At 70.7% G+C, this 26,963-nt stretch carries 24 protein-coding genes and 1 pseudogene; 15 read left to right on the top strand and 10 right to left on the bottom strand.

The features are described from left to right. The 5 genes from H7I41_RS23045 to H7I41_RS23065 all read right to left on the bottom strand — a co-directional run. A partial coding sequence (locus H7I41_RS23045; protein WP_264014951.1) for a 13E12 repeat family protein occupies positions 1–965 on the bottom strand: 965 nt, incomplete at its 3' end. Between the two features lie 515 nt (positions 966–1,480). Continuing rightward, on the bottom strand, positions 1,481–1,927 hold the full coding sequence (locus H7I41_RS23050) for an STAS domain-containing protein (RefSeq protein WP_264014952.1): 447 nt from the start codon (positions 1,925–1,927) through the stop codon (positions 1,481–1,483). 144 nt (positions 1,928–2,071) lie between these two features. Further along, a complete protein-coding gene (locus H7I41_RS23055) occupies positions 2,072–2,734 on the bottom strand; it encodes a nitroreductase family protein (protein ID WP_264014973.1) in 663 nt (220 codons plus the stop codon). Between the two features lie 70 nt (positions 2,735–2,804). After that, a complete protein-coding gene (locus H7I41_RS23060; RefSeq protein WP_264014953.1) occupies positions 2,805–4,538 on the bottom strand; it encodes an ABC transporter ATP-binding protein in 1,734 nt (577 codons plus the stop codon). Next, on the bottom strand, positions 4,535–7,138 hold the full coding sequence (locus tag H7I41_RS23065; RefSeq protein WP_264014954.1) for an ABC transporter ATP-binding protein/permease: 2,604 nt from the start codon (positions 7,136–7,138) through the stop codon (positions 4,535–4,537). Before H7I41_RS23065 ends, H7I41_RS23060 begins: the two co-directional genes overlap by 4 nt. 247 nt (positions 7,139–7,385) lie before the next feature. Here H7I41_RS23065 and H7I41_RS23070 point away from each other — a divergent pair, with 247 nt between their 5' ends. After that, positions 7,386–8,504 (top strand): GGDEF domain-containing protein, encoded by a 1,119-nt coding sequence (locus H7I41_RS23070; protein WP_264014955.1) that lies wholly within the window; start codon positions 7,386–7,388, stop codon positions 8,502–8,504. Between the two features lie 10 nt (positions 8,505–8,514). Here the strand turns inward: H7I41_RS23070 and H7I41_RS23075 are convergent, their stop codons facing one another. Beyond that, a complete protein-coding gene (locus H7I41_RS23075; RefSeq protein WP_264014956.1) occupies positions 8,515–9,093 on the bottom strand; it encodes a MarR family winged helix-turn-helix transcriptional regulator in 579 nt (192 codons plus the stop codon). A gap of 473 nt (positions 9,094–9,566) precedes the next feature. On the opposite strand from H7I41_RS23075, the pseudogene H7I41_RS23080 reads away from it, so the two are divergent. The 4 genes and pseudogenes from H7I41_RS23080 to H7I41_RS23095 all read left to right on the top strand — a co-directional run. Next, positions 9,567–10,682, top strand: a pseudogene (locus H7I41_RS23080) (LLM class flavin-dependent oxidoreductase); the annotation flags it as partial. Positions 10,683–10,709: 27 nt separating this feature from the next. After that, positions 10,710–11,882, top strand: coding sequence for a sulfotransferase family protein (locus H7I41_RS23085; protein ID WP_264014974.1), 1,173 nt, complete (start codon positions 10,710–10,712; stop codon positions 11,880–11,882). Positions 11,883–11,884: 2 nt separating this feature from the next. Then, a complete protein-coding gene (locus H7I41_RS23090) occupies positions 11,885–12,685 on the top strand; it encodes a sugar phosphate isomerase/epimerase family protein (protein WP_264014957.1) in 801 nt (266 codons plus the stop codon). Between the two features lie 5 nt (positions 12,686–12,690). Then, positions 12,691–13,926: a DUF1214 domain-containing protein gene (locus H7I41_RS23095; RefSeq protein WP_264014958.1), complete on the top strand. Its 1,236-nt coding sequence runs from the start codon at positions 12,691–12,693 to the stop codon at positions 13,924–13,926. 3 nt (positions 13,927–13,929) lie between these two features. Here the strand turns inward: H7I41_RS23095 and H7I41_RS23100 are convergent, their stop codons facing one another. After that, positions 13,930–14,820 (bottom strand): SDR family NAD(P)-dependent oxidoreductase, encoded by an 891-nt coding sequence (locus H7I41_RS23100; protein ID WP_264014959.1) that lies wholly within the window; start codon positions 14,818–14,820, stop codon positions 13,930–13,932. 186 nt (positions 14,821–15,006) lie between these two features. On the opposite strand from H7I41_RS23100, the gene H7I41_RS23105 reads away from it, so the two are divergent. Genes H7I41_RS23105 through H7I41_RS23125 form a run of 5 tightly spaced genes read left to right on the top strand, consistent with a single transcriptional unit; the run spans position 15,007 to position 19,530 of the window. Next, positions 15,007–15,450, top strand: coding sequence for a nuclear transport factor 2 family protein (locus H7I41_RS23105; protein ID WP_264014960.1), 444 nt, complete (start codon positions 15,007–15,009; stop codon positions 15,448–15,450). 41 nt (positions 15,451–15,491) lie between these two features. Next, the gene (locus tag H7I41_RS23110) at positions 15,492–16,625 is read left to right on the top strand and encodes a sulfotransferase family protein (protein ID WP_276009486.1); all 1,134 of its coding nucleotides are present in this window, start codon (positions 15,492–15,494) and stop codon (positions 16,623–16,625) included. Then, the gene (locus H7I41_RS23115) at positions 16,625–17,869 is read left to right on the top strand and encodes a hypothetical protein (RefSeq protein WP_264014962.1); all 1,245 of its coding nucleotides are present in this window, start codon (positions 16,625–16,627) and stop codon (positions 17,867–17,869) included. Before H7I41_RS23110 ends, H7I41_RS23115 begins: the two co-directional genes overlap by 1 nt. A 1-nt stretch (position 17,870) precedes the next feature. Next, positions 17,871–18,716 carry an oxidoreductase gene (locus H7I41_RS23120; RefSeq protein WP_264014963.1) on the top strand — a complete coding sequence of 282 codons (846 nt, stop codon included), beginning with the start codon at positions 17,871–17,873 and terminating at the stop codon, positions 18,714–18,716. Further along, positions 18,709–19,530 carry a mycofactocin-coupled SDR family oxidoreductase gene (locus tag H7I41_RS23125; RefSeq protein ID WP_264014964.1) on the top strand — a complete coding sequence of 274 codons (822 nt, stop codon included), beginning with the start codon at positions 18,709–18,711 and terminating at the stop codon, positions 19,528–19,530. The genes H7I41_RS23120 and H7I41_RS23125 overlap by 8 nt, the downstream gene beginning before the upstream one ends. A 1-nt stretch (position 19,531) precedes the next feature. Here the strand turns inward: H7I41_RS23125 and H7I41_RS23130 are convergent, their stop codons facing one another. Continuing rightward, positions 19,532–19,957, bottom strand: a complete 426-nt coding sequence (locus H7I41_RS23130) for a MarR family winged helix-turn-helix transcriptional regulator (protein WP_264014965.1) — start codon at positions 19,955–19,957, stop codon at positions 19,532–19,534. A gap of 51 nt (positions 19,958–20,008) precedes the next feature. On the opposite strand from H7I41_RS23130, the gene H7I41_RS23135 reads away from it, so the two are divergent. Then, positions 20,009–20,617: a TIGR03086 family metal-binding protein gene (locus H7I41_RS23135; RefSeq protein ID WP_264014966.1), complete on the top strand. Its 609-nt coding sequence runs from the start codon at positions 20,009–20,011 to the stop codon at positions 20,615–20,617. A gap of 61 nt (positions 20,618–20,678) precedes the next feature. Here H7I41_RS23135 and H7I41_RS23140 read toward each other — a convergent pair whose 3' ends face one another. After that, positions 20,679–21,644, bottom strand: coding sequence for a DUF8129 domain-containing protein (locus H7I41_RS23140; protein WP_264014967.1), 966 nt, complete (start codon positions 21,642–21,644; stop codon positions 20,679–20,681). A gap of 213 nt (positions 21,645–21,857) precedes the next feature. Here H7I41_RS23140 and lipE point away from each other — a divergent pair, with 213 nt between their 5' ends. After that, entirely contained in the window at positions 21,858–23,129 is a 1,272-nt protein-coding gene (gene lipE, locus H7I41_RS23145; RefSeq protein WP_264014968.1) for a lipase LipE, read from the top strand. A gap of 252 nt (positions 23,130–23,381) precedes the next feature. Then, the gene (locus H7I41_RS23150) at positions 23,382–23,783 is read left to right on the top strand and encodes a heme-binding protein (RefSeq protein ID WP_264014969.1); all 402 of its coding nucleotides are present in this window, start codon (positions 23,382–23,384) and stop codon (positions 23,781–23,783) included. Between the two features lie 73 nt (positions 23,784–23,856). Here the strand turns inward: H7I41_RS23150 and H7I41_RS23155 are convergent, their stop codons facing one another. Continuing rightward, positions 23,857–24,978 carry an NAD(P)/FAD-dependent oxidoreductase gene (locus tag H7I41_RS23155; protein WP_264014970.1) on the bottom strand — a complete coding sequence of 374 codons (1,122 nt, stop codon included), beginning with the start codon at positions 24,976–24,978 and terminating at the stop codon, positions 23,857–23,859. A gap of 88 nt (positions 24,979–25,066) precedes the next feature. Here H7I41_RS23155 and H7I41_RS23160 point away from each other — a divergent pair, with 88 nt between their 5' ends. Both H7I41_RS23160 and H7I41_RS23165 read left to right on the top strand, forming a co-directional pair. Continuing rightward, complete coding sequence (locus H7I41_RS23160; RefSeq protein WP_264014971.1) at positions 25,067–26,347, top strand: GTP cyclohydrolase II; 1,281 nt, start codon at positions 25,067–25,069, stop codon at positions 26,345–26,347. Beyond that, the coding region (locus tag H7I41_RS23165; protein WP_264014972.1) for a DUF1688 family protein at positions 26,344–26,963 on the top strand (620 nt) is incomplete at its 3' end. The genes H7I41_RS23160 and H7I41_RS23165, both read left to right, overlap by 4 nt.

Here is a 26,963-nt window from a genome sequence, read left to right on the forward strand (position 1 = left end):
AGCATCGGCCACCATTCGCCGCGCGATGGCCGCCGGGATCGGCCCGTAGCCCTAGCATCGGCCACCATTCGCCGCGCGATGGCCGCCGGGATCGGCCCGTAGCCCTGCAGGTGCGCCGGCTCGCCGTCCCCGCCCAGCAGCACCCGATCCGACATCACCAGATCAACGCTCACCGGCGCCGGATCGGCGGCCTGTCGGCCGGTGACCCGCTCATAGAGGGTGTCGGCCATCACCTGCCCGCGGCTGCGCTCATCGAAGGTGCTGTCGGCCGCACGCTTGAGCGCGGCGTACACCCCCACCCCCTGGGCGACCGGCAGCAGCGCAGTCACATACACCATGCAATCGGGGGCGGGCCGGATCGTCACCGTCCGCTCACTAGGCGCCTTCGCGGCGCGGTCGACCACCGCCTGCGCATCCAACCGGTAGGCGATCTTCTTCGCCTCGGCCTCGATCCGACCGTCTCCCCACCCTTCGAGGCGGGCCATCTCACCGCACAATTCGGCATCGAGCTGCCTGCGGTGCTCGACCGACAGGCACGCCGACTCCCGCACGATGATCGTCGCCCGCCACTCGGTGAGCACCCCACACTCCAACGCCGACAGCGTGCACGGCATCTCATGGACCAGCGCCCGGGCCAACCCCAGATGCCGCCCACCCTGATTCGGCGATGCCCGCCGCGCCAGCGCGATCTCGGTGGCCAAACCCCGACCCCGCTTGGACGCCGCCACCCGGGCCAACCCCAGATGCCGCCCACCCTGATTCGGCGATGCCCGCCGCGCCAGCGCGATCTCGGTGGCCAAACCCCGACCCCGCTTGGACGCCGCCACCCCCTCGGCGGCCTCGCGCGCGCGGCGCACAGCATCCCACGCGGCTGCGACCCGGGCCTGCTCGGCGGCCGCGGCAGCCTTCTGCGACTCCAGCTCCCGCAACCGGTCCCGGAACCCGGCTTCCAACTCCTCGAACATGTGTTCGATCATATCGACACCCACCGACACGCACCGATCAGTCAGAACGGTGCGGACCGTAGGTTGGCCAACACTCAGGAGTTAGCAGGACACGGACGGCGAACCGACGCTCAGCGCGGACCCAGTTCCTTTTCGAACATGCACTGGAAATCCCCCGGCGGACAGCCGTACGCGGTGGGATCCGGGATGCCCGCGCATCCTGATCCATCCGACCTGGGGAACTGACCCTCGGGACACTGGCCGGGCTGTGCACTCGCGACGGGGGTGCTGAGCAGGCCGAAAGCAGCTATGGCTGCGGCAGCGGCGAGAACTGCCGGGATTCTCTTACCCCCCGCAATTCTGTCTCGGTACATGATTGACCCCCATTTTCGCTGCCGGAACCCACTGCCCCAGGATGCGAGAACGATAACCGCATATCCACCCGGGCCTGATCGGGTAGGAGGGTTTGCCAGTCGAGTTAGTTGCGTTTGCCATGGCTGCCATCAGCCAATGTCACTGCGGACGACGACGGCTCCTCAGCCGCGACCCATCACCAGGCGGTGACAGCGGGCGAGGCAGTTCAGCCGCGACTGGGCGGCGGCCAGGTCCTCGACCAGCGGGAACTCGTCGTTCGGGTCGAGTATCTCGAGCAACCGTCGCACCGCCGGGCTGCCGACCAGGGCCCAGTCGACGTCGGACCGCGCGCAGTGCACGTCGACGTAGTGCAACGCCCTGAAGCCCTGGCTGCCGAAGAATTCGACGTTGCTCAGGTCCAGGACGAGCTGCGTGGAGATGCCGGTGTGCCGCTCGACGAATCGGCCCAACGCCTTGCCGTTGGTGGCGTCGATCTCGCCGTCCGCGGTCACGATCACACGGGCCGGGGATCGACGCCGCATCGCGAAAGCGGCCCTGCCGGTGTACTCGACATCGTCATCGGGCTCGTGCGGCTCGACCGGACGACGGTCTTCGGTAGTGCTCAGCATGGCGCACCTTCCAAGCGGAACGACGGGTCGCTTGCTTCTCGATCGGAAGGTACTACGGAATCCGCACCAGCGGCTGAAGATCGCCCGAAAACTCAATGTGGCTCACTACAACATCAATTCGCGCAAAGAGTCATGATCAGAAGCTTAATCAGGCTGACCAATTGGCGCTCCGGCGACGGATTCCGCACTGCCGGCACCGATGATCTCGCCCGCCGGAGCGTCCCAGTGGTCGAGGTTCACCACGGTCTCCAGCGGTCGACGGCGCACCGGGCCGTGCCTGCCCTTGGGCCAGCCGACGACCACGTGACCGGCGAGCAGCCAGCCCTCGGGCACGCCCACCGCCTCGCGCAGCAGTTGTTCACCGCCGTAGGACGCCCAGCTCGTCGGGCAGGCCCCCAGCCCCTGCGCGCGGGCCGCGAGCAGGAAGTTCTGCATCGCCGGGAAGGTCGACCCGCCCAGCAGCAGCTCCGAGGCGGTCGGATAGTGCTGCTGGGCGAACAGCACCGACGTGAATTCGCCTGCCCGATCGTGCAATTCGTAGAGCGCCCGGTTGTCGCGGGCGCGCCGGCTGTGGTCGTCGGCGGACGGGCGGGTGATCCCGTAGACCGGTTCGATGACGGCCAGCGCCTGCGCGGCGGCCTCGGCCACCACGGCCCGCTGCCGCTCCGATCGCAGCACCACGAACCGCCAGCCCTGCGCGTTCGCCCCCGACGGTGCGCAGCGCGCCGCGTCGAGGCACCGGGTCAGCGTGGCGTCGTCGACGGGATCTGCGGTGAACCGCCGGATCGACCTGGCGGTCGACAGCACCTCCCAGACGTCACTGCTGGTGTCCGCCACGCGCATCCCTCCCCGAGTCGTTGCGACGCGACCCGGCGAACTAGGCGTGGATGCGCCAGTCGGCGGCGTCGCGCTGCTGGCGCCAGAACTCCTCGAACCGGCCGCCGGCAGAAAGTAGTTCGTCGATACTGCCATCCTCGACGACGCGGCCGCCGTCCAGGAACAGCACGCGGTCGGCGTGCCGGATGCTGGCCAGCCGGTGCGCGACGATCACCTTGGTGCGCGGCCGCAGGTCGGCGGTGAGCGCGTCGACGATCGCGGCCTCGTTCTCGTTGTCAAGGGCGCTGGTGGCCTCGTCGACGAGCAGCACGGGCGACTTCTTGAGCAGCGCGCGGGCGATGCTCACCCGCTGACGCTCGCCACCGGACAGCGCGGTGCCCGCCTCGCCGACGCGGGTGGCGTCGCCGTCGGGCAGCCGTGCGGTCAGCTCGTCGACCCGGGCCAGCGCCGTCGCGCGCGCCACCTCGCCTGCGTCGGCGCTGGGGTCGCCGGCCAGCACGTTTTCCCGGATGGTGCCGTTGAACAGGTACGGCTGCTGGAAGACCACACTCGCGGCGGCGCGGCGGCTCTCGGCGTCCAGGCCCGCCGCGTCGACGCCGTCGATCAGCACGCGACCCGACACCGGCTCGTGCAGTCCGGCGATCAGGGCCAGGATCGTGCTCTTGCCCGAACCCGACGGCCCCACGATCGCGGTGGTGGCGCCCGGCTCCAGCGTGAAGCTCACGCCGTCGAGCACCCGGGTGTCCCCGTAGCCGAAGCTGACGTCGTCGAACGTGATCCGGGGCGGCGCGGACGATTCCGGCAGCGTGCCGGTGCCCGCCGGCAGCGTCGGCGCCGTGATCACCGCCCGGATGTGGTCGAGCGTGGCGCGGATGGTCTCCAGCGCAGGCGCCAGCTCGCTCAGCGTGGTGAACGGCTCGAGGTAGCGGGCGATGACGACGATCAGCGCGACCGCCTCCGGCACCGAGATCGCGCCGTTCACGGTCAGTGCCGTCGTCACGCCGGCCAGCAGGATGAGCGCCAGCTGGCTGGCAATGCTGAACAGCAGCTGCCCGGGCACCTGCATCAGCAGCAGCCGCATCGTCGCCCCGTGCTGCGCGGCCAGCGCCGCGCCGACGTGGCTGCGGGCGGGCTCGACCCGGCGGGCCGCGCGCAACGCCTGCTGGGTGCGGGCGAATTCGATGATCCGCTCGGTCAGCGCGCTGTTCGACTTCCCCGCCACCCGGTCGGCCTGCCTGCTCAGCCGGCCCGAGGCGGCCATCGCCGCCAGCAGCACCACCACCCCGGCCAGCGCCGCGGCGCCGAGCTGCCACGGCGCCACCGCGAACAGTGCCAACGCGACGGCCAGCGGCAGCAGCACCGCGTTGAGCAGCGGGGTCAGCAGGTTGACGACGAGGCCCACCAGGTCCGGCCCGGTCGCCGCGATGGCCTGCCGGGCGGTCGAGGTGTTGTCGGCGTCGAACCAGTCCAGCCGCACGGCGGGCAGCCGGTCGGCGACGTCGTGCTGGGTGCGGTCGAGCACGGCGAAGCCCAGGTCGAACCCGATCCGTGCGGTCGCGCTGTCCGCCGCCCAGCCCACCAGCGTCGCCAGGGTCAGCCAGCCGAGCCACGGCAGCGCGTCGGCCGGTGTGTCGCCGAACAGCGCGGCGATCAGCGGCACCAGCAGCACCGCGGCGACGGCGCGCAACACCACCGACACCAGCGCGAGCACCGCGTAGAGCGTCACCCGCGGCGTGCGATCGACCGGGATGAGCCGGATCAGGGTGGGGATCATCGGGTCGCCTCCTGTGCGCTCGCCACGGCGTCCTCGCCGGGCCGGGCGGTGTCCCACAGCCGCCGGTAGAGACCGTCGGCGGCCAGCAACTCGTCGTGGGTGCCGCGTTCGGCGATGCGGCCGTCGTCCAGGACGACGATCTGGTCGGCCCCGGTGACGGTGTGCAGCCGGTGGGCGATCACCAGCACGGTGCGGTCGCGGGTCAGCCGGTCGAGCGCCTGCTGCACCAGGTATTCCGACTCGGGGTCGGCGAACGCGGTGGCCTCGTCGAGGATCAGCACCGGGGTGTCGGCGACGATCGCCCTGGCGATGGTGAGCCGCTGCCGCTCGCCGCCGGACAGCCCGCTCGCGGCGCCGAGCACGGTGTCGTAGCCGTCCCTCAGCCGCAGTACCCGCTCGTGGATCTGGGCCTGCTCGGCCGCCGTGTACACCCGCTCCTGCGAGGCGTCCGGCTCGGCCAGCGCGATGTTCTCGGTGACGGTGCCGTGCACCAGCTGGGTCTCCTGCAGCACGAAGCCCACCCGCCGGTATAGCTCGTCCGCGCTCAGCGAGCGGACATCCCTGCCGTCGACGCGGATCGAGCCGTCGGCGACGTCGTGGAACCGCGCCAGCAACGCGGCCAGCGTCGACTTGCCGGAGCCGGACGGCCCGACCAGCGCGGTGACCGTGCCCGGCCGCAGCGTCAGCGAGACGTCCTTGATCACCGGCACACCGGGGCGGTAGCCGAAGGTGACGCCGTCGAATTCGACGGTGCCGCTCTGGCCGCCGTCACCGGTGGCGGCCTCGTCGCGGACGTCGAGTTCGGGCTCGTCGAGGGTGTTCTGCAGCCGTCGGGCCGCGAGCACGCCGGTCCGGATGCCGCCCAACCCGTAGGCGATGTTGAGCAGCCGGGAGCCAAAGGTGGTGCCCAGCAACAGGAACGGCAGCAGATTCACCGGGTCCATCGAGCCGGCCACGACGAACAGCGTACCGGTGACCGCGATCAGCCACAGGAACGTCGCGGGCCGGGTCGCGATGTCCATCGTCGTCTTCTTGCCGACGAAGGGCCGCTGCCAGTCGTTGAGGAACGCGATGTACTCGTCGAGCCGGGCCCGGAAGCTCGACGCGGCGGCGCCGCCGAACACCCGCACCACCGGCTGACCCTCGAGGTAGGCGCCGGCCTCGCCGTTCATCCGCTCCACCCACTTGGCCGACTGCGGGATCTTCGGTCCGGACTGCACCGTCATCGTCGACGTCAGCACCATCCACACCAGCACCGGGACGAACAGCACCAGCGCGATCCGCCAGTCGACGACGAACAGGTAGACCAGCACGGCGACCGGGGCCACCGCCGCGGCGACGGCATCCGGGATGGCGTGCGTGACAAGGTAATGCAGGGCCAGGGTGTCGTCCTGCACCAGCTGCTTGATCGAGCCGGAGCCGCGGGCGGTGAACCAGCCCAGCGGGAGCCGGGCCATCTTGGTCAGCAGGCGGCCGCGCAGCTCGCGGGCGAACCGGGCATCGATGGCGTGCAGCCACAGCGTCAGCGCGGCGCCGAGCACGGTGCCGACACCCAGAAGTGTCAGCGCGGCGAATGCCAGTGCCCACAAACGAGATTCGTCGGCGCCGGTCAGCAGCAGCCGCGCGAGTTCGACCAGCAGCACGAAGGGCGCCAGCTGGACGAGCGTGATCACCGCCTGCAGCACACCGGAGACGATCAGCGGTGTCTTCAGCGGCGCCATCAGCCTGCCTGCCGCCTGCGACCGCCAGCTGCCCTGCGGCGCGGCGGCAGGAGCGGGGGCCGGAGCCGGGGCCTCGGCCGCGGGTGCGGGCGCCACGACGGGCGCGGTCGGTGCGGCGGCCTCCTGCTCGGCGCCACCGCGCTGCTTGCCCATCGCCTTGCCCGCGTTCCAGTACGCCTGGGCGTGGACCTCGGACTTGGGAAACCCGAACTCCTTCAGGCGGTTCCGCACGTGCTTGAGGGTGTTGGCCTCGGGTGTCGCCCACGCGTACCAGTTCGACCAGTCACGGACCTCGAGTGCCTCGGCCAGGGACTTATCGTCGCGGCGGGCCACCCAGTGAACGCGCAGCCGCGGGTGCTCGGTGATCGGGATCAGCGGGTCGTTCTCGTCGTGCTGCTCGAGGTAGAGCTCGATGGGCACGTCGGCGTCGATCGCGCCGATGATGCCGTTGATGCCGGGGATCGAGGCCGCGTCACCGATCAGGAGGTAGCCCGCGGGCGGTTCCTCGGGCAGGTCGAAACGGGTCGACCCCATCAGCGCCATCACCTCGATGGTGGCGCCGGCTTGCACGGTCTTGGCCCACGTCGACGCCGGACCGGCCGGTTCGTGCAGCACCACGTCGACGGCGAATCGGCCGGACTCTGCGTCGGCCTCCGACAGCGTGTATCCGCGCTGGAACTCCGACTCGGACCCGTCTGGGTCGGGGAACCAGAACCGCAGCCACGCGGCGGGCTCGGGCACCACGTCTTCGAAGACGGTCGGCGAGTGCATGCGGATCCGCACGAAGTGGGGTGCGATCGGTTCGGTCTCGATCACCGTCGCGGTGTGGTCCCGCGCGCCGAACCCCTTCATCATGGCGCCCTGGAATCCGCGTGCCATCAGGTGTCCTCTCCCGCGGCACTTCGCCACGCCATCGTCTGCCGAACATTCGGGTGGGCGGAGTCCGGACCGGGCGTGTCCACACCAGCCGGTTCGCGCAAAGCTATCACCACAAACTAAGGGTCCCCTAACCGGCAGTCAACATGTCCGTCGGCAAATGCGGATAATGAGAAAGCCGCCGGTGCCGATAGGGACAATGGGTGGGCAGCCGGGGGCGTGAACAGTTCGGACGGAAGATGACCCGGGTATGACGGCGTCGAGGCGAGTGGTCCCCGCGGACCATTACTACTGGCTGACGGCGATTCTCGCCGCGCGGGGCGCCCAGGTGCGCACGTGCCGCGTCATCGCGGGGTCCGTGATCGTCGCCGGGGCGTTGCCGCTGATCCTGACCACCAGCTCGATCGGACCGCAGACGGCCCGCGACCGGACGATCGCCGCCGCCGTCGCGGTGATCTGCCTGGTCGTCGGGCTGCTGTGGCTGCGCCGCCGCTGGCCCAGCCGCAGTCAGTCGGCGACCAGCGTCGTGATCGGCACGGTCGCGGTCACCGCGGGATGTCTGATCCAGCCGGTTCCGCTGCTGGGGCTGCTCGGGGCGACGTGCTTCGCGATCATCACCGCGTACGTCGCCTTCTTCCATTCGCTGCGACTGCTCGCCGTGGTGTGGGTGGGCGTCGCCGCCACGCTGCTGACGCTCGGCCTTCGGATGACCGGCGACGCCACGTTGGCGGTGGTCGGAGCAGTGCTGGTGACGACGGTCAACGTGGTGGTTATCTACACCTGCCGGACCGCCAGCCGGCTGATCGTCACCGACATCGACCAGGCAGAGATCGAGCCGCTCACCGGCCTGCTGAACCGCGAGGCCTTCGGACTGCGGGCCGCCACGCTGCTGGCGTCGCGCAGCCGCGACGACGACCGCTATTTCGTGATGGTCGTCGTCAGCATCGACAGCTTCTCGCTGCGGGTCGACGTCGGCGGTGAGCACGTCGGCAACCAGGTGCGGGTGGCGGTCGGCCAGACGATGCGGGAGAACGTCCGGCAGAACGCCGTGATCGCCCACGTGCTGACCGGGGAGGCCGACGCCGAGTTCCTGATCGCCGACACATTCACCACCGCCGACGCGTCTCCGCTGGTGGAGCGGCTGCGCGGAGCGGTCGCCACCACCCCGTCAGGGCTGACGGCGAGCATCGGGGTGGTCAGCACGCCGCTGCGACCGCTCACCCTGCATCCACCCGACGAGGTGCTCGACGAGGTGATCGGCATCGCGACTGCGGCCATGCTCGAGGCTCGCGTCGCCGGCGGCAATCAGGCCCGTTATGTGCGCAACCCGCCGCTGCGGGTGCTGGGCGGGCCGACCGCGTTCGACTGAGCCGGCCCGCTCAGATGGTGTCCTCGCACATCAGCGCCGCGTTGATCCGCCGGCAGTTCTCCGCCATCGCCGCGGTCTGCGGCCGCGAGAGCTGCTGCAGGTAGTGCGCGCGGATCGCCTCCCCGTAGGTCAGCATCGCCTCTTCGAGCAGGGCGCTGCCCTTCTCGGTGATGGTGGCCAGCACGCTGCGGCCGTCCTTCTCGCTCGGCATCCGCTTGGCCAGGCCCTTGTCCTCGAGCCGGCCGACCTGGCGGCTGATCCGACTGGCCGACACCACGAGTGCATCGGCGAGGTCCCCCATCCTCGCCGAGCCGGTGTCGGACTTGTGCAGCCGCTGCAGCAGCCGCACGTCGGACAACCCCACCTGGTGCGCGTCGGACAGCACCCGGTTGAGCCGGGCCGTCAGCCGCAGCGACGCGTCGAGGAAGTTCTGCCACGACCGCAGCTCCCCGATGTCGAGTCCCGGAACCTCGCTGGCGGTGCGCCCGCCGATGGTGCGCTGTTCCAGCGGCCGCGGCCCCCCGAACTGCCCGATCAGACTCGGGCGGTGCTCCCCGGTTACCCGCCGCTCCTCCGTCTGCTGGATCATGCTGTCCCCTCCCCCTTCGTGACGCGATTGTCTATTCGCCGCGCCGCACGTGTCCCTTGTCGCCAAGTCTTGACGTGCACCGGGGGTGAAGGAATCGGGGGTTTCCCTAACGTTGGCACCCGCACCCTGTGACGCCTGCGACAGCAGGTGCCTGCGCGGCCCGGATCGGGCCTTCTGCGGCCGGGTGCCGGCGGGGGCGCGCGTCGCGTCGCACAGGTACCCTGCAAGCGCGGGTGCAGCGCATTCAGGCGTTCCCGCCACTCCGGGGGCCGGGTCATGCCCTTGGCCGGTCGCCGGTGAGCCGCCCGCCCACCCGCCGGGCGTCTTCGACGCCGACATCAACGCACAGCAACGCCGGCGTACGTAGCTCTCGCGGACCCTTGACGACCTGGACGCCGGAAGTTGCCGCGGCGAGAGGGGCGGGGCTCGTATGCTGTGCGAGTGCTCAACAGCCCCTGTTCAAGCGTGCCGCGATGAAGGTGCAACCGGCCGCGTTCCTGCGCACCACGCTGCCGCTCGGGCTCGACCAGCTCGGCGCGTACGACTCCGGCCGGTACCACTCCATCTGGATACCCGACCACATGGTCAGCTTCTGGCCGGACGCGATCTGGACACCGGAGTTCACCGACCTGGCGACCGCCTCACCCTCGCCACACCAGAACCTCGACGCCATGGCCGTCGCTGCGGCGGCGGCCGTGCTCACCGAGCGCACGCCGCTGGCCACCAGCGTCGTCGACACGGTGCGCAGGCACCCCGCACTGCTCGCGCAGACGGCGCTCACCCTCGATCACCTGTCGAACGGCCGCTTCATCCTCGGCCTCGGATCCGGTGAACTGGAGAACATCGTTCCCTACGGCTTCGACTTCGCCCGGCCCGTCAGCCGTCTCGAGGAGTCGATCCGGGTGATCCGGCTGCTGTGGGACAGCGAGGGCCCGGTCGACTTCCAGGGCGAGTTCTACCGCCTCGACCACGCCCGCCTCGACACCGCGCACGTCGACGGCCGCTGCCCGCCGCTGTGGATCGGCGCCGCCGGGCCCCGCATGCTCGAACTCACCGGCAGGTACGCCGACGGCTGGTGGCCGATGGGCGCCTACACCCCGCAGGACTACGCCGCCAAGCTCGCCGCCGTGCGGGCGGCCGCCGACCGCGCCGACCGCGACCCGCTGGCGATCGTGCCCGCGCTGACGCAGATCTGCCTGATCGGCGACGACGACGAGGTCGCCGAGATGCTGCGCGCGCCGCTGGTGAAGTCGATCCTGCTGCTGCTGACCGCGGCCGACCTCCGGGCCTTCGGGCACCGGCATCCGATGGGCGAGAACTGGCGCGGCGTCCAGGATTTCGACCCGGTGAAGCTGTCCCGGGAGAACATCCTGCGGTTCTGCGACGAGGTGGACACCCAGGCCATCCGCGACATCTTCCCGTGTGGCACCCCGAGCCAGGTCGCGCACCGGCTCAAGGACTTCGCCGACGCAGGCATGCGGGTGTTCAAGCTGATGGAGTACGGCGCCATGGCCGGGCTTGCCTACGGCGCCGCATCGGCGGCCAAGGTCCGCGAGACCGAGGACCTGCTGCTCGCGCTGCTCGACGATCCCGCGGCCGCCCCGGCACCGATCACGTTGTCGCGCAACGCACTCGACGCCAACCAGTTGCTCGACGCCGCACGCCGGGACACCGGCCTCACCGACTGGGGCGACGACACCCTGCCCGCCCGGTTCGCCGTGGCGGTGGACCACCTCAACACCGCGGGCCTCGACGACGCCGGGCGGCGGCAGGCCGCCGACGTGTGCCGATGGCTGCTGACGTCCCGGCTGGAGTTCTTCGAAGACCGCCGCCGTCACCCGATCAGCGACGAGGTGATCGACCGACCGCTGTTCGTCACCGGCGAACCGCGCTCCGGCACCACGCTGATGCACGCGTTGATGTCGGTCGATCCCGACGCCCGCGCGCTGCGGTTCTGGGAGGTGATGTACCCGTCGCCGCCACCGGGGCTCGCCGGCCCCGACGACCCCCGCCGGGCCCGCGCCGACGACGACTGGCGGGAGATCAACGCCAAGCTGCCCAAGTGGCTGCACAGCCATCCGTACAACGACATGCTCGGCGACGGACTGCCCGAGGACGAGCGGACGTGGGCGTTCGACTTCCGGGTGATGACGCCGACGGCGTGGTGGCGGGTGCCGATGAAGACGCTCGCGGCCGGCCTGCCGACCGACGCGGGAGCGCAGTACCGTATCCACCGCGCCATGCTGCAGCAGTTGCAGTACGGCAGGCCGCCGAAGCAGTGGGTGTGCAAGGGTTTCCATGGATTCCGGCTGGCGGAGTTCTTCGACGCCTACCCCGACGCCCGGCTGGTCTGGCTGCACCGCGATCCGGTGCAGGTGGCGGCGTCGCGCACGATGATGATGGCCGACATCGCCGACGGGCTCGTCGGCCCCGTCGACCTCGCTGCGGAGGCGAAGTTCCACCTGGAGATGACGCGGGCCAGCATCGCCAACACCATGACCAACCCGCTGGCCGCCGATCCGCGCATCCACCACGTCCGCTACGTGGACTTCGTCGCCGACCCCGTCGCCACCGTCCGCGGCTGCTACGGGTTCGCCGGCCGAGAGCTCACCGCCGGCGCCGAGACGGCGATGCGCGATTATCTGGCCACCAACAAGGGCGACCGGCACGGCAAGTTCCGGTACTCCACCGACGTGCTCACCGACATCGGCGAGGATCTCGACGCGCTGCACGAGGAGTTCCGCCCGTTCCGGGAACGATTCGGCGTCCCCATCGAAAAGCGTTCCTAGCCGTGCATTCCCGCGTCTGCCTGCATCAGGTGGCGTTCCTCGGCCAGCCGACCGAGGTGTTCGTCGAGCACTGCCGGTCCCTGGAAATCCAGCACATGACACTGGTCAGCCAGGCGTTCCCGCTGCCCGATGAGGCGTGGCGCGCGCTGCGCCGCGGCGGGCCGCGGGTCGCCGCGGTCAACCACGTCTTCGCCGTCCACCCCGACATCGAACGCGACACCGGCGAGGCGGGCCGGCGGCTGCTCGAGGTCGTCGACACCGCCGCGGAGCTCGGCGCCGAGCGGCTGTACCTGCTCACCGGCGGCCGCGGCGGTTTGACGTGGGAGCAAGCCGCGGACCGGTTCGCCGATCTGCTGGGCCAGGGCCGGGAGGCCGCCGAGGCCGCGGGAGTGCGGCTGCTGGTGGAGAACGCCTCGCCGTTCAACGCCGACATCCACATGGCGCACACGCTGTCCGACGCGATCACCCTGGCCGAGCGCGCAGGTATCGGCGTGTGCGTCGACCTGCACGCCTGCTGGATGGAGGCCGGCCTGCGCGGGCTCATCGAGCGCGCGGCACCGCACACCGGCCTGGTCCAGGTCAGCGACTACGTGCTCGGCGACCGCACCGCGCCGTGCCGGGCGGTGCCCGGCGACGGGACGATCGACCTGCCGCGGATTCTCGGCGACGTGCTGGCGACCGGCTACGGCGGCGTCTTCGACATCGAACTGGTGGGGCCGCGCATCGACGCCGAGGGCGCCGCGCCTGCCACCGCGCGTGCGGCGCACCACCTGTCCGAACTGTTGACGCGCCTGGGAGCCTGAACAGCGTGGCCTTTCGCGACGGACCCGCCGACGACGCACTCGACGAGGCGTGGCGCGACTTCTGCGACCGGCTGAAAGACGCCGGGGCGCAAGCGTTCAAGGACGCCAACCCCGGCACATCGGTGCAGCGGGCCGACGCCTTCCGCTTCCTCACCCAGAACCTCGGGCAGGCCTTCGACCTGGCGCTGGAGACCCGCGACCCGGCGTATCCGCAGCTGCACCCGTTCTGCACGCCGACCCGCAAGCTCGGCGGCGACGTCGCCGACTTCACCTACCGGCAGGCCTGGATCGACGGCGCGCACACCTACCGGCTCACCGGCACCCGCGGCACCGCGCGGTGGCTGAACATCACCGTGCAGGGACCGCGACCGCAGACCATCCCCGGCACCGACTGGCCGTCGCTGCACGAACCCTTCGGCGACATCCCCGAGGCGAACCTGTTCGGCCACCAGATCGTCACCGACGCCGACGGCCGTTTCGAGGTGTACGTCGGCGGGCCGCAGCGCCCGCAAAACTGGCTGCCCACCACCGCGGGCAGCCGGAAGCTGTTCGTGCGGGAGGCTTTCGACGCCTGGTACGAGACACCGACGACGCTGACGATCGAACGGGTGGGCATGACCGGGCCCCCAGCGCCGCCGTCGGCCGACCGGATGACCGAGGCGTTCGGCTGGGCCGCCGACTTCCTCACCGGCGCGATGCGCGACTGGCCCGAGCATTCGTGGCGGTACTCCGGCGGCGTGTGTGACCCATTGCAGCTCAACCAGTTTCCGGCGGACAAGTCCGCGGACTCCGACGCCGACGCCAAGCGCGGCCGGATGGCGGCGCACATGGTGTGGCGGCTGGCGCCCGACGAGGCGCTGATCGTCGAGATGGACGCCCACGACGGATTCTGGGTGTTCGGGATGGCCGGCGTGTTCGGCTCGAGCATGGACTTCCTGCACCGGCCGGTCAGCTACACCCCGGCCCGAACGGCAGTCGACGACGACGGGGTGGTGCGGCTGGTGCTGTCGCACGACGATCCGCTGGTGCACAACTGGCTTGACACGCAGGGCTTCTCGGACGGCAACCTGACCTACCGCAACCTGGCGAGCCGGAACGCCGCGGTGTTCCGCACCCGGGTGGTGCCGCGCGCCGGTCTGCTCGACGCGCTGCCGCCCGGCACCGCGATGGTGACGCCGGCGCAGCGCACCGCCCAGTTGCAGGACCGCTACCGCAGCGTCAAGCTGCGCTACGGCATCTGAGGATCAGACGGGCAGTGTGGTGTTCGTCTCCTGCTCGGCGAACTCGAACACCCGCTTGGCCGCGGCATAGTCACAGGCGACCTCACTGCGGCCGATCAGGACGGGCCCGCCCGTCAGGCCCATCCGACCGGCCACTCCGACGTAACTGCCCGGCGGGATGGGCTCGCTGATGCAGTAGAGCGTCGGCGCTGCGCCGGCGTCGATGTCGTTGGCCAGCCGGTCGGCCACCCCCTTGACCACCTTGTGCGCCACCGCCATCAGCGGCTTGTCCGACACCTGGGAGATGTTCGACGCCACCCAGCCCGGATCGGTCAGCTGGCTGACCACGGGTGACTTCGCCGCCCGCAACCGGCGGTCCAGTTCCAGGCCCCACAGCATCACGGCCATCTTCGACCGGGCGTAGGCGCCCATCACGGTCCACTTGTTGGTGCGAAGGTGCATGTCGTCGAGGCGCAGGGTCGCGTTGCGGTGCGCATTCGACCCAACGGTGATGATCTGCGACGTCACCCGGTCGAACAGCAGGTTCGTCAGGGCGAACGGTCCGAGCAGATTGGTGCCGATGGTTCCCTCGAAGCCGTCGACGGTGTCGGTCCGGGTCTGGGTGAGCGCTCCGGCGTTGTTGATCAGGATGTCGATCTCGCCGTCGAGGTCGGCGCAGAACGCCCGCACCGACGACTGGTCGGCGAGGTCGATTTTGCGGACCTCGGTGGAGCCGCCGATCTCCGCGGCGCGCTGGGCGCCGAGTTCGGTGTTGCGGACCGCCATGATGACGTGCGCTCCGGCCGCGGCCAGCGCGTGTGCGGTGCCCAGGCCCACCCCGTTGGTGGCCCCGGTGACGACGATGCGTTTGCCGGTCAGGTTGCCGAGTCGGCTCGGCGCCCACGGTGTGGTCACGGTGTGAGGGTAGCCCGGTGTGGGCACCGCGCCGGACCGGCCCCGGCCGTTGACACCGCTGTTCACGGCTGGTTAATTGACTAGAGCCAGTAGTACGGCTGGCCATGACGGCCTCCGCGGCCGGATTGCGGGGTCGCCCTTGCGCCAGAACGCCATTCGCGCATCGTTGACGACGCGGCATTCCGCATGACCGACAGCGCACGCGAAATCGAGAACCTGATCTACTCCTATGCCGAGCGGATCGACGCCGGCGATCTCGGCGCGGTCGCCGACCTGTTCGCGCACGGGCGGATCTGCGGTGTGGAGAACGGCCCGCCGGAGACGGTCTTCGAGGGCACGACCCGGGTGCGGCAGATGTACGACATGGCGACCCGGCTCTACGAGGACGGCACCCCCAAGACCCATCACCACACCACCAACGTGCGGATCGAGGTCGACGAGTCCGCGGGCAACGCGTCGGCCCGGTCGTACTACCTCGTCACGCAGGCCACACCCGACCTGCCGCTGCAGGTGATCGTCACCGGGCGCTATCACGACACGTTCCACCGGGTCGACGGGCGCTGGTGGTTCGACTCCCGCACCATGTTCGTCGACCAGGCCGGCGACATGAGTCACCACCTCAAGTGGTGACCGGCACGGCGCAGGCCGCCGCCTTCGACGTCACGGCGGTGATGTCGGCCGCGCAGCAGAAGGAGGGTCTCGAGGACTGGGGGCCGGTGCCCTTCTCCGAGCCGCTGGCCGTCCTGCTCGACGACTACGCGGGCGCCGACCTCAACGAGATCGGCGTGCACATCCTGCGCTCGGGCATCGTGCACAGCCTGCGGATGCGGCTGCGCGCCCAGGAGTGGATCCGCAGGCACCCCGGGATCCTCGACGAGGTGATCGCCGCGCCGATCGTGGTGGTCGGCATGATGCGCAGCGGCACCACGCTGATGCAGCGGCTGCTGGCCGCCGATCCGCGCCTGCACTGCGCCTACGGCTGGGAGGTGGTCGAGGTGGCGCCCCGCCTCGACCACGACTGGTCGGGACCCGACTACAGGATCGCCGTCAGCGAGGCCAGGGAGGCCAAGACGCGCGAGCTCGCGCCGGAGCTGTTCGCCATCCACCCGATGTACGCGCGGGAACCGGAGGAGGAGATCGTCTTCCTGTCCGACGCGTTCCTGTCCCACGTGCCCGAGTCCGGTGCGCACGTGCCGCGGTACCGGTCGTGGATCGACACGCAGGACTTCACGCCCGCGTACGCGTACCTGCACCGCATGCTGCAGTTCCTGCAGTGGCAGAAGCGTCGTGCCGGGATCACCGCCCAGCGCTGGGTGCTGAAGTCGCCTGCCCACCTCGGCTACCTCGACGCTCTGCGTGAGCTGTTCCCCGATCTGCACGTGGTGCACATGCACCGCGACCCCCGGGAGACCGTCGCCTCGGGCGCCGGCCTCAACGCGACGCTGCATGCGATGCACGCCAACACCGTGGACCGGCACCGCGTCGGGGCGCAGTGGCTGCAACGGATGGGCTGGACCACCGACCGGGCCATGACCGTGCGCGCGCAGTGGCCCGCCGCACGCGTCACCGACATCGCCTACGCCGACGCGGTCGACGACCCGATCGCAGCGGTCACCCTGGTGTACGACGCCATCGGCCTGCCCCTGACCGCCGAGGCCGAGGCGGCCATGCGCCGGTGGCTCGTCGACCGGCCGCGCGCTCCGCAGCGTCCGCCGTACTCGCTGCAGGACTACGGGCTCACCGAGGCCCAGATCGACGACCGCTTCGCGGCGTACAACTCACGCTTCCGACACCCGAGGACCTGATGACCGACCACCCCGTCGCGACCGCGGCGCAGCACGAGCACGAACTGGCCGCCCTCGAGTTGACCGCGCACCCGACCGTGCGGGCCGCCTACAGCTCGGTCGCCGAGAACTGGCTGTCCCGCGCGAAGCCGTCGGCCGCCATGCGGGAGCGCTTCGACGCCGCGTTCGCCGAGGTGATGTTCTCCGCGGCGGTGTGGTCGTCCAACCAGGACCCGCTGCGGCCCAAGGTCACCTGCATCACCCGGCTGGCGCACCCGGTGGCGGGCCGCGCCATCCCCGGAACACGCTGGGGCATCGACAATCCCGACAGCGTGTACAGGGTGATCCCGATCAGCGGCGACGAACGCTACGAGATCCGCGGCCGCGTCGGCGAACACCGGATGACCGAGAACTACTTCACGCTGTGGGACGCGAACATGGGCACCGTGGACGTGCTCAACGGCCGCACCATGGAGGTGGAGTCCGACGGGTCGTTCACCATCGCCGTGGACTCCGAACCCGCGAATGGCAGGCCCAACTACGTGCGCTCCACGCCGGAGGCGCACGAGTTCTACATCCGCGACGTGCTGCTCGACTGGGGCCGCGACGACCCGAACCACCTCACCGTCGAGCGCCTCGGCGGGCCGCCCGCGGGGTCGGCCCGCACGCTCGACGAACAGGCCGAGGCCACCGCGGCGATGATGGCGCACTTCGCGAACTTCACCGGCAAGCTCAGCCACGGTGTGTACAAGATGCCGGCCAACCACTTCGACCTGGCATGGTCGGCGGACCGGGCCGGCGCCATGCGCAACCAGGTGTACGTGATGGGCCGGTTCGACCTGCGACCCGACGAGGCGTTCGTGGTGGACGTCGACGACGGCGGCGCCGAGTACTTCACCGTGCCATTGAGCAACATCTGGGGCACCACCCTCGAGATCGTGGACCGTACCGGCAGTCTCAACAAGGCGCAGTCGCATCCGGGCGAGGGCGGTGGCTACACCTACGTCATCTCCGCCACCGATCCGGGCACCCGCAACTGGATCGACACCGACGGCCTGAACGAGGGCATCCTGACGCTGCGGATGGCCGAGTTCGGTCCGGACGGCCCGCGCGAGGATCTCGGTGCCCGCGGCCGGGTGGTCAAGCTCGACGATCTGGACGCCGAGGTGCCCGGACTCGATCGGGTGACACCGGAGGAACGCGCCGGGGAACTGGCGGCACGGCGGGCGGCGTATCTGCGGCGCCTTCCGGAAGGGACGGTCTGACGTGGCGCGCTGGCTCATCACCGGATGCTCGACCGGCATCGGACGCGAGATCGCCCGTGTCGCACTGGGCAACGGGCACAGCGTGGTGGTGACGGCGCGGCGCGCCGAGGCCGTCGCGGACTTCGCCGGCACCTTCGGTGACCGCGCCGTGCCGGTCGCCCTCGACGTGACGGACAAGGGTCAGATCGCGGCCGCGGTGGCCGCCGCCGACGACGCGTTCGGCGGAGTCGACGTGCTGGTGAACAACGCCGGCTACGGCTACATGTCCGCGGTGGAGGAGGGTGACGACGCCGAGGTGCGGAAGCTGTTCGACACCAACTACTTCGGCGCTGTCGACATGATCAAGGCGGTGCTGCCGCAGATGCGGGCCCGCCGCGGCGGCCACATCGTCAACATCTCGTCGATGACCGGGCTGGTGGCCAACCCTCCCAACGCGTACTACTCGTCGACCAAGTTCGCCCTCGAGGCGCTCACCGAGGCGCTGGCCGCCGAGGTCAAGCCACTGGGCATCAAGGTGTGCGCCGTCGAGCCGGGCGCCTTCCGCACCGACTGGGCGGCCCGGTCGATGAAGGAGTCCGCCACTCCGGTCGACGATTACGCCGAACACGTCGGCGCACGCAAGACGCTGATCAAACAGTTCGCCAACGACCTGCCCGGCGACCCGCGCAAGGTCGCCGAGGCGGTGCTGATGCTCACCACCCTCGATGATCCGCCGCTGCGGCTGCTGCTCGGCCGCGACGTGCTCAAGGCCACCCGCGACAAGCTGGCCGCCATGTCGGCCTCGATCGAGGAGTGGAAGCCGGTCACCAAGGACGTGAACTTCCCCAGCCCGGACAACCATGTCTGAGCAGACGCTCGACGGCCGGGTCGCGCTGGTCACCGGGGCGGCGCGCGGCCTGGGCCGGGCGTACGCGGTCCGGCTCGCAGCGGCGGGCGCAGACGTCATCGCGCTCGACGTCTGCGCGGACTTCGACTCGACCGACTATCCAGGTTCGACACCGGAGGATCTCGCGGCGACGGCCGGCGAGGTGGAGGCGCTCGGCAGGCGGATCCTGGCCCGGCAGGCCGATGTTCGGGACGGCGCCGCCGTGCGCGCGGTGGTCGACGAGGGCGTCGCCCTGTTCGGCCGCCTCGACATCGTCATCGCGAACGCCGGCATCATCCGGCTGACCTCCGGCGAGGACCGTGAGCGGATCTTCCGCGACGTCGTCGACGTCAACCTGGTGGGGGTGTGGAACACCGTCGAGGCGGCCATCCCCGCGCTGCTCGCCGGTGGCCGCGGCGGCTCGGTGGTGCTGGCCTCCTCGACGGCGGGCATCAAGGCGTCCGGCACCGACCGGCCCGGCCTGCAGGCCTACTCGGCGTCGAAGCGCGCCCTGGTCGCGCTGATGCAGGGTTGGGCGAGTCAGCTCGCGCCGGAGTCGATCCGCGTCAACACCATTCACCCCAGTGGCGTGGCCACCGACATGATCCTCAACGAGACCACGATGGCGCTCTTCGAGTCGGCCGACCCGTGGCTGCTGAGTCAGCAGAACGCGCTGCGCATCCCGCTGCTGCAACCGGCCGACGTGGCCGGCGCGGTGGCCTGGCTGGTGTCCGACGCGGCGGCGTTCATCACCGGCACCGAGTGGAAGCTGGACGCGGGTTTCCTGACGCGCTGATTCACGGGCGGCGCGACAACCGGTCGAGCACCCGGAGGAAGACGCGGCGGTCGGCGTCGGTCAGTTCGCCGAGCAGGCGTTCCTCGCCCTGCTGGATCTCTTGTTGCGCAGCGTCTTTGACGGCGCGGCCGGGCCCGGTGATCGCGAGCAGCCGCGCCCGCCGGTCGGCCGGGTCGGGACGGCGTTCGATGTGGCCCTGCGCCTGGAGTTCGTCGAGGGTCGCGATGATCCGGGTCTTGTCCGCGCCGATGGCCTCGGCGAGGGCCGCCTGCGTGCGTATCGGGGACTCGTCGAGGGCGACCAGCACGCTGTAGCCCCACATGGACAGGCCGTGCGCCTCGAGCACCGGACGTTCGGCCGCGATGGTGTCGCGCACCAGCGGCGCCAGCATCGCCGCCAGGTCGCGCCGCTTCGACCGTCCCGCCACCGCGCGAGTATAGGCATTGCCATATCGTACGCATGCGCATACGATCTGCTCATGCTTACCGATAGCGATATCCGTCCTCTGCACCGCCGCGCCGTGCTCGCGTCCGTCGACGCCGTAGCCGCGGTCACCCCCGACCATCTCGATCTGCCCACCCCGTGTGGCGACTGGACGCTGCGCCACCTGCTCGCGCACATGACGGTCCAGCACCACGGTTTCGCCGCGGCGGCGCGAGGTGCCGCTACCGAACTGCAGATCTGGGATCCCGATCGCATTGCCGCCGCTGCCGACCCGGTGGGCAGCTACACCGCGGCGGCCGAGGATCTGCTCGCCGCGTTCAGCGCCGACGGCGTGGCCGAAGCATCGTTCGCCCTGCCCGAATTCGGGCCGGACGCGGTGTTCCCCGGGTCGGTGGCGATCGCCATGCACTTCGTCGACTACGCGGTGCACGGCTGGGACGTGGCACGCAGCCTCGGCAGGCCGTTCGCACTCGATGACGACGTGGCGGCCGCGGCGTTGTCCGTCGCGCGGATCGTCCCCGACGACGAGACGCGCGCCGTCGCCGGAGCGCCGTTCGGTCGGGCGGTGCAGGCCGGCGACGGCGCCACCGACCTCGACCTGTTGGTCGCCCACCTCGGCCGGTCACCGCGCTGGCCGGCGTGACCCCAGGCACGAGAAAACCCCGGCGACCGTGGCCGCCGGGGTTCTGCCTCTCGTGTGAGACCTAGCTGTTGATGCCCACGATCTCCTTGGCGATGTCGGCGACGCGCGTCTGCGCGGCGGACACGACACTCGACCGGTTCTTGTGGGCCTCCTCGTAGTGGATGACCGCCCGGATGTCGGCGGCGTCCTCGAGGTCCTTCACCGCGGCCACGGCCTGGCTGACGTTGAGGTCCTCGTAGTCCGCGATCGGCAGTTCGGACGCGTCCAGCACGCCGGTGGCCGACCGGGCGTTGTGAAGCGCATCGGCCGCGTCGTCGGCGCCTTCCTGGCGGGTGACCCGCTCAGCGGCGTTCAGCGCGGCGTCGCGTGAGGCGCTGATCGTCTTGGCGGCGATCTCACCGGCGTTCACGCCCCGGTTGCGCAGTTCGTTCAGCGCCGGCGGCACCGAACGCACGGAGTCAAGCGCACGGTCGATACCGCGGGTGGTCCAGGTCACCGGCACGTTGACCAGCTTGACGGTCGCACCGGTGAACGCCTGGATCGGCGTGCGGCGCAGCGCGGCGGGTCCGCCCAGCGCGTCCTCGGCGAGGACAGTGGTGAGCCAGTCGACGGTCGCCGCGTGTGCGGTGATCAGCCGGGTGGCCAGGTTCTCGACGTCCTTGTTGCGGGCCGAGACGGCCAGCGCCTTCGTGTAACGGGCCCGGTCGAGCAGCTGGTGCTCGAGCGCCAGGTCGCCCAGCAGCGCCTCGTCGAACGGCTGCGCCTGCTCGGTGAGCGCCTTGACGGCGGCCGCGGCACGACCCAGGAACGGGCCGATGACGTCGGGGAAGCCCCCGAGGTCGCGGATGGCCTGCTCGATGGCCTCGGCGCGGTCGCGGCCGTTCGATGCGTTCTGAGTGAGTTCGTTGCGGACGGCCTCGGTACGGGCCTGTGCCACGCGGGTCTCGGCCACCTGGATCTCGGTGGACGTGAGGTCGAGCAGCGTGCGCAACTGCGCGAGCAAGGTGGTGGTCTCTGCGGTAGTCATATGGTTAGCCCCTTTGGCGTTGACGGTGTTCTGTCGGCGCCGGTTTGCACCTGGCCATAGGGCTACCCGGTGTTGCGGGAGCGTTAAAACCAACCGCGGTGTTGCATATGTCACTATCTCGCAGACATCCGCGTCGACGCTTGTCAGAGGTCGAAAGCTGTTGTATCCGAGCGACGAATTCATCCGCCGGAGAGGTGTGGTTAGCCTGTCGAGGTGGCCGAATCGCAGCTCGAAGCACCCTCCGACGGCCGGATCCGCGTCCCGGCTGATCTCGACGCCGTGACCGCCGTCGGCGCCGAGGACCACTCCGGCGTCGACCCGGCGTCGATCGAGCGGATCTGGGCCGCGGTCCGGTACTGGTACGCCGCCGGGATGCACCCCGCGATACAGCTCTGCCTGCGTCACAACGGCAGGATCGTGCTGAACCGGGCCATCGGCCACGGCTGGGGCAACGCTCCCGGCGACCCGCCCGGCGCCGAGCAGGTGCCCGTCACCCCCGACACGCCGTTCTGCGTCTACTCCACCGCGAAGTTCGTCACCACGACGGTGGTGCACATGCTCGTCGAGCGCGGTGTGCTGTCGCTCGACGACCTGGTGTGCGACCACCTGCCCGAGTACACCGGCCACGGCAAGGAACGCACCACGATCCGGCACGTCATGACCCACAGCGCCGGCGTGCCCATCTACACCGGCCCGCGCGTCGACCTCAAGCGCATGGACGACAGCGAGTACACCCGTGAGATGCTCGGCAGCCTGCGGCCGCTGCACCGCCCCGGGCTGGTGCACATCTACCACGGGCTCACGTGGGGCCCGTTGATCCGGGAGATCGTCGGCGCGGCCGCCGGACGCAACATCCGCGACATCCTGGCCACCGACATCCTCGAACCGCTGGGCTTCCGCTGGACCAACTACGGGGTCGCACCGCAGGACGTCCCGCAGGTGGCGCCGAGCCATGCGACGGGTGTTCCGCTGCCCGCGCCGATGCAGAAGGTTTTCCAGCTGGCCACCGGCGGGCCGCTGCACAAGATCATCCCGTTCTCGAACAGCCCGCAGTACCTGACCAGCGTGCTGCCGTCGTCCAACACGGTCTCCACCGCCGACGAGCTGTCCCGGTTCGCCGAGCTGCTGCGTCGCGGCGGCGAACTCGACGGTGTGCGGGTCATGGCACCGGAGACGCTCTACGCGGCCACCCGACCGTGCCGGCGGCTGCGCCCCGACGTCGCGGTGGGGCTGATGCCGCTGCGCTGGGGCACCGGCTACATGCTCGGGTCGAAGCGCTTCGGCCCATTCGGCCGCAACGCCCCTTCGGCGTTCGGCAACCTCGGCCTGACCAACGTCGCGGTGTGGGCCGACCCGGAGCGCGGACTCGCCGCCGGACTGGTCAGCAGCGGTAAGCCCGGGCAGCACAAGGAGGCGAACCGCTACACCGCACTGATGGACCGCATCGCAGAGGAGATCCCGCGCGGCGGCGCAGGCCGAAGGTAACAATTCGATCACCGCGCACATCACGATCATTTAAGAGCCGGGCGGCGATTCTGAGGAAACCGGCGCGATCTGCGGATGCGCTTATCGAATTCCGCCCTTATTGAGGCGCATGTCACGCCGTGATCATGTAACGCTCCGCGACACCGTTTCCGCAGGCCCGCGGCTCGGGTTTGGTGCTCCGGACATTCGGCTACCTTGGTTTGCGGGGGCGGGGGATTCGCACGGAATCAATTCGCAATACGAAGGACGATCATGAATTCTAGTGGTAACACCATGCGCCGGAGAATTGCCGGCGCGAGCGCAGGCATCCTGTTCGGGGGCCTGGCGGCAGCGACCATCGCAGCGCCGAGCGCCGTCGCGGCGCCCGCACAGTGCAACGCCGACCAGGTGGCGAACACGGTCAGCTCGGTCACCGGCGAGGCGCGCAACTACCTGGCCGCCCACCCGGGCGCCAACCAGGCGGTCACGTCGGCGCTCAGCCAACCGAGCCCGGCGGCCGAGGCCAACCTGCGTGGGTACTTCACTGCGAACTCGCAGGAGTACTACGAACTGCGCGACATCCTCGCGCCGATCGGCGAAACGCAGCGCACCTGCAACGTGGCAGTGCTGTCGCCGGATCTGCAGTCGGCCTACGACCAGTTCATGGCCGGCTGAATCCAGCAGTAACACAACGGCCCGCCGCCGCAGCCCCGCTGCGGCGGCGGGTTTCTTTCTGCCCGTTGCCCACTCAGAGCGGGTTGTTGTCGCGCACCCCGCCGTAGATCCCGCGTCGCACGATGAGCGGCAGCAGTATCCGATCCACCGACCAGGCCGGGAACCGGAAGGCCTGCCCGCCGGGCGCGAACACCTGCAGCCCGTCGGCCTGCACGCCCAGCACCGAACCCCAGCGTCGCTTCGGCGCCCGGTACTCCTTCGGTGAGCGGCCCTCGAACTCCGCGATGACGTTGTGCGCCAACAGCTTGTCCGCGCGGTTGCGCGCAGACGAGCGCAGCGGGTCGGTCGCCGCGACGTCCCCGACCGCGAACACCCCCGGCCGGTGCGGCACCCGCAGCGTCGGCGTCACGCGGACGAACCCCTGCTCGTCGAGCAGCTCCCCGGGCAGCCATGCGGTGTTCGGCCGCACCCGCCCGATCGCCCACAACACCGCGTCGGCCGAGGCGGCGGGCTGGCCGCTGCGCCAGTGCACCGGTCCGCTGGTGATCTGATCGCATGCGAAGCCGTCGGGCACCAGCGCACGGTGGCCAGGGTGCAGCGCGACACCGAACTCCTCGAGCCTTCGCCGGATCCGCCGCCACACGCCGTCGTGGTGATGAGGAAGCGCCCGCTCGCCGGGGAAGTACAGGCCCACCCGTTTGGCCGGCCACGTGGCCGCCACGTTCGCGGCGGTGCTGACGGCGGCCGCTCCCCCACCGATCACCATCACGGTGCCTGCGCCGGCCAGCCGGTCGTGAGCCGCCCGCAGATCCGCCCCGACCGCGCTCGCGTCCTGCACCGTGGACTGCCGCCAGAACCCGTTGGTCACCCCCGTCGAGATGACCAGCGCGTCGTAGGGCTCCTCGTGCACCCCGCCGTTCGCACCGCGCACGGCGACCGTGCGCCCGTCGAGGTCGACGCCGGTGATCTCGCCGTGCACCGTGCGCACCCGGTCCAGGCCGCGCAGCCGGTCGAACGGGATCCAGTAGTCGCGCGCCCAGTCGTGCGGCCGGCTGAGCCGGGTGCCCAGTTCCTGCCCGCTGAGCAGACCGGGTTTGGCCGAGATGCCCACCACGTCGGCCCGGCGCGCCAGCTTGATGGCCGTGAGCACTCCGGTGTCGCCGAGGCCCGCGACGACGACGCGCTTGTGACTCACGCCTGCCAGGCTAGGTGGTGGCGCACGGGTGGCCGCATCCGGCGGCCGTCACTAAGCTGGCGGCTTCCCCACCGGCCGAGGAGCGCACATGCCCGCTGATGCCACAGCAGCGCCGCCGCCTGCCGCGCCGAGGCCCGCCGGGCACATCCGGCTGACCTCCCACAGCGGCGGACTCGGGGCCCCACCGCTGCACTGGGGGGCGGCGACCCCGGCGGAGCGCGGCCCGGTGGTCGGCACCACCATCAGCCGCGGGCACCGCAACGTGATCGGCACGCACAGCGGGTCCTACAGCGTGTACCGCGCACTGGCCGTCGCCGCGGGAGCGCTGTCGCGCGATCACCGCGCCGACCTCACCGACACCTCACCCACCGACCGCATCGGCCCGCACCCGCAGTGGAGCGATCCCGCGCGGATCGTCAGCCTCGACCCGTGGGGCGCCACCGTCGGCGAGGTGTTCGCCGCCGAACTGGCCGCCGGCTACGACATCCGCCCCACCATCGCCGTCACCAAGGCACACGTCGTGCTGCCCGAGGTCGCCGACGCCATCGCCAGGGGCCGGCTGGAACCGGACGGGCACGTGCTGCTCGCCAACGGCGCCGCACTCGTCACCAAGGCGGCGATCGAACCGGTGTGGCACCTGCCCGGGGTGGCGCAGCGCTTCGGTTGCAGCGAAACGGATCTGCGCCGCGTGCTGTTCGAGGAGACCGGCGGCATGTATCCCGAACTCGTCACCCGCTCCGACCTCGAGGTCTTCCTGCCGCCGATCGGCGGCCAGACGCTCTACATCTTCGGCGACCCCGGTGACCTCGCCGACCCGGCCGTCGAACTGACCGCGCGGGTGCACGACGAGTGCAACGGCTCCGACGTGTTCGGCTCCGACATCTGCACCTGCCGCCCCTACCTGACGCACGCCATCGAGGAGTGCGTCCGCGGCGCCCAGCACGGCGGCGTCGGCCTGGTCGCCTACTCCCGCAAGGAAGGCCGCGCGCTGGGCGAGGTGACCAAGTTCCTGGTGTACAACGCCCGCAAGCGCCAGGTCGGCGGCGACACGGCAGACCAGTACTTCGCCCGCACCGAATGCGTTGCGGGCGTGCAGGACATGCGGTTCCAGGAGCTGATGCCCGACGTCCTGCACTGGCTGGGCATCACCAAGATCCACCGCCTGGTGTCGATGAGCAACATGAAGTACGACGCGATCACCGGGTCCGGGATCGAGGTCGGTGAGCGCGTGAACATCCCCGAGGAGCTGATCCCCGCCGACGCGCGGGTGGAGATCGACGCGAAGACGGCCGCCGGCTACTTCACGCCGGGACCCGTCCCCGACGCCGAGGAACTCGCGAAGGCCAAGGGCCGGGGCCTCGAGGCGTGAGCACCGTCGCCACCACACCCGACACCAACGCCGTCGCGGCGCTGCGCTCACCCGCCGTCATCCGGGAGCGGGCGCGCCATCTGCTCGACCGGGCCCGTTCCGGCGGGTCGCCGTGGTTCGCGGTGCGTGACGACGCCCTGCCGCATGCCGCGGCAGAGGTGGCCGCCGTGACACGGAAACGCTTCCCGGACTTGCGGATCCCGTACCACAGCCGGTGGCGGCACTTCGAGGCCGGCGGCGTCGACCGCAGGCAGCGCCTCGAGTCCCGCCTCCCCGCCACGGACCCGGCCGCGCGCGCCCGCACCATGATCGACCTCACGGTGGTGAGCGTCCTGCTGGACGCCGGGGCCGGGCCGGACTGGGAGTTCCACGAGGACGGCCGGACGTTCACCCGCTCCGAGGGACTGGCCGTCGCCGGCCTGCACGCGTTCGAAGCCGGGCTGTTCTCCTCCGACCCCGACGATCCGTACCGGGTCGACGCGGCGGCACTGCGCGCACTGACGACCGACGCGCTGGCCGGCGCCTTCCAGGCCGGGCCGGACAATCCGCTGCTCGGCCTCGACGGCCGCGCGGCACTGCTGCGCCGGCTCGGTGCGGCGCTGGCGGCCCGGCCGGA

The sequence above is a fragment of the [Mycobacterium] manitobense genome (assembly GCF_025821665.1).
GTDB classification, from domain to species: domain Bacteria; phylum Actinomycetota; class Actinomycetes; order Mycobacteriales; family Mycobacteriaceae; genus Mycobacterium; species Mycobacterium arseniciresistens.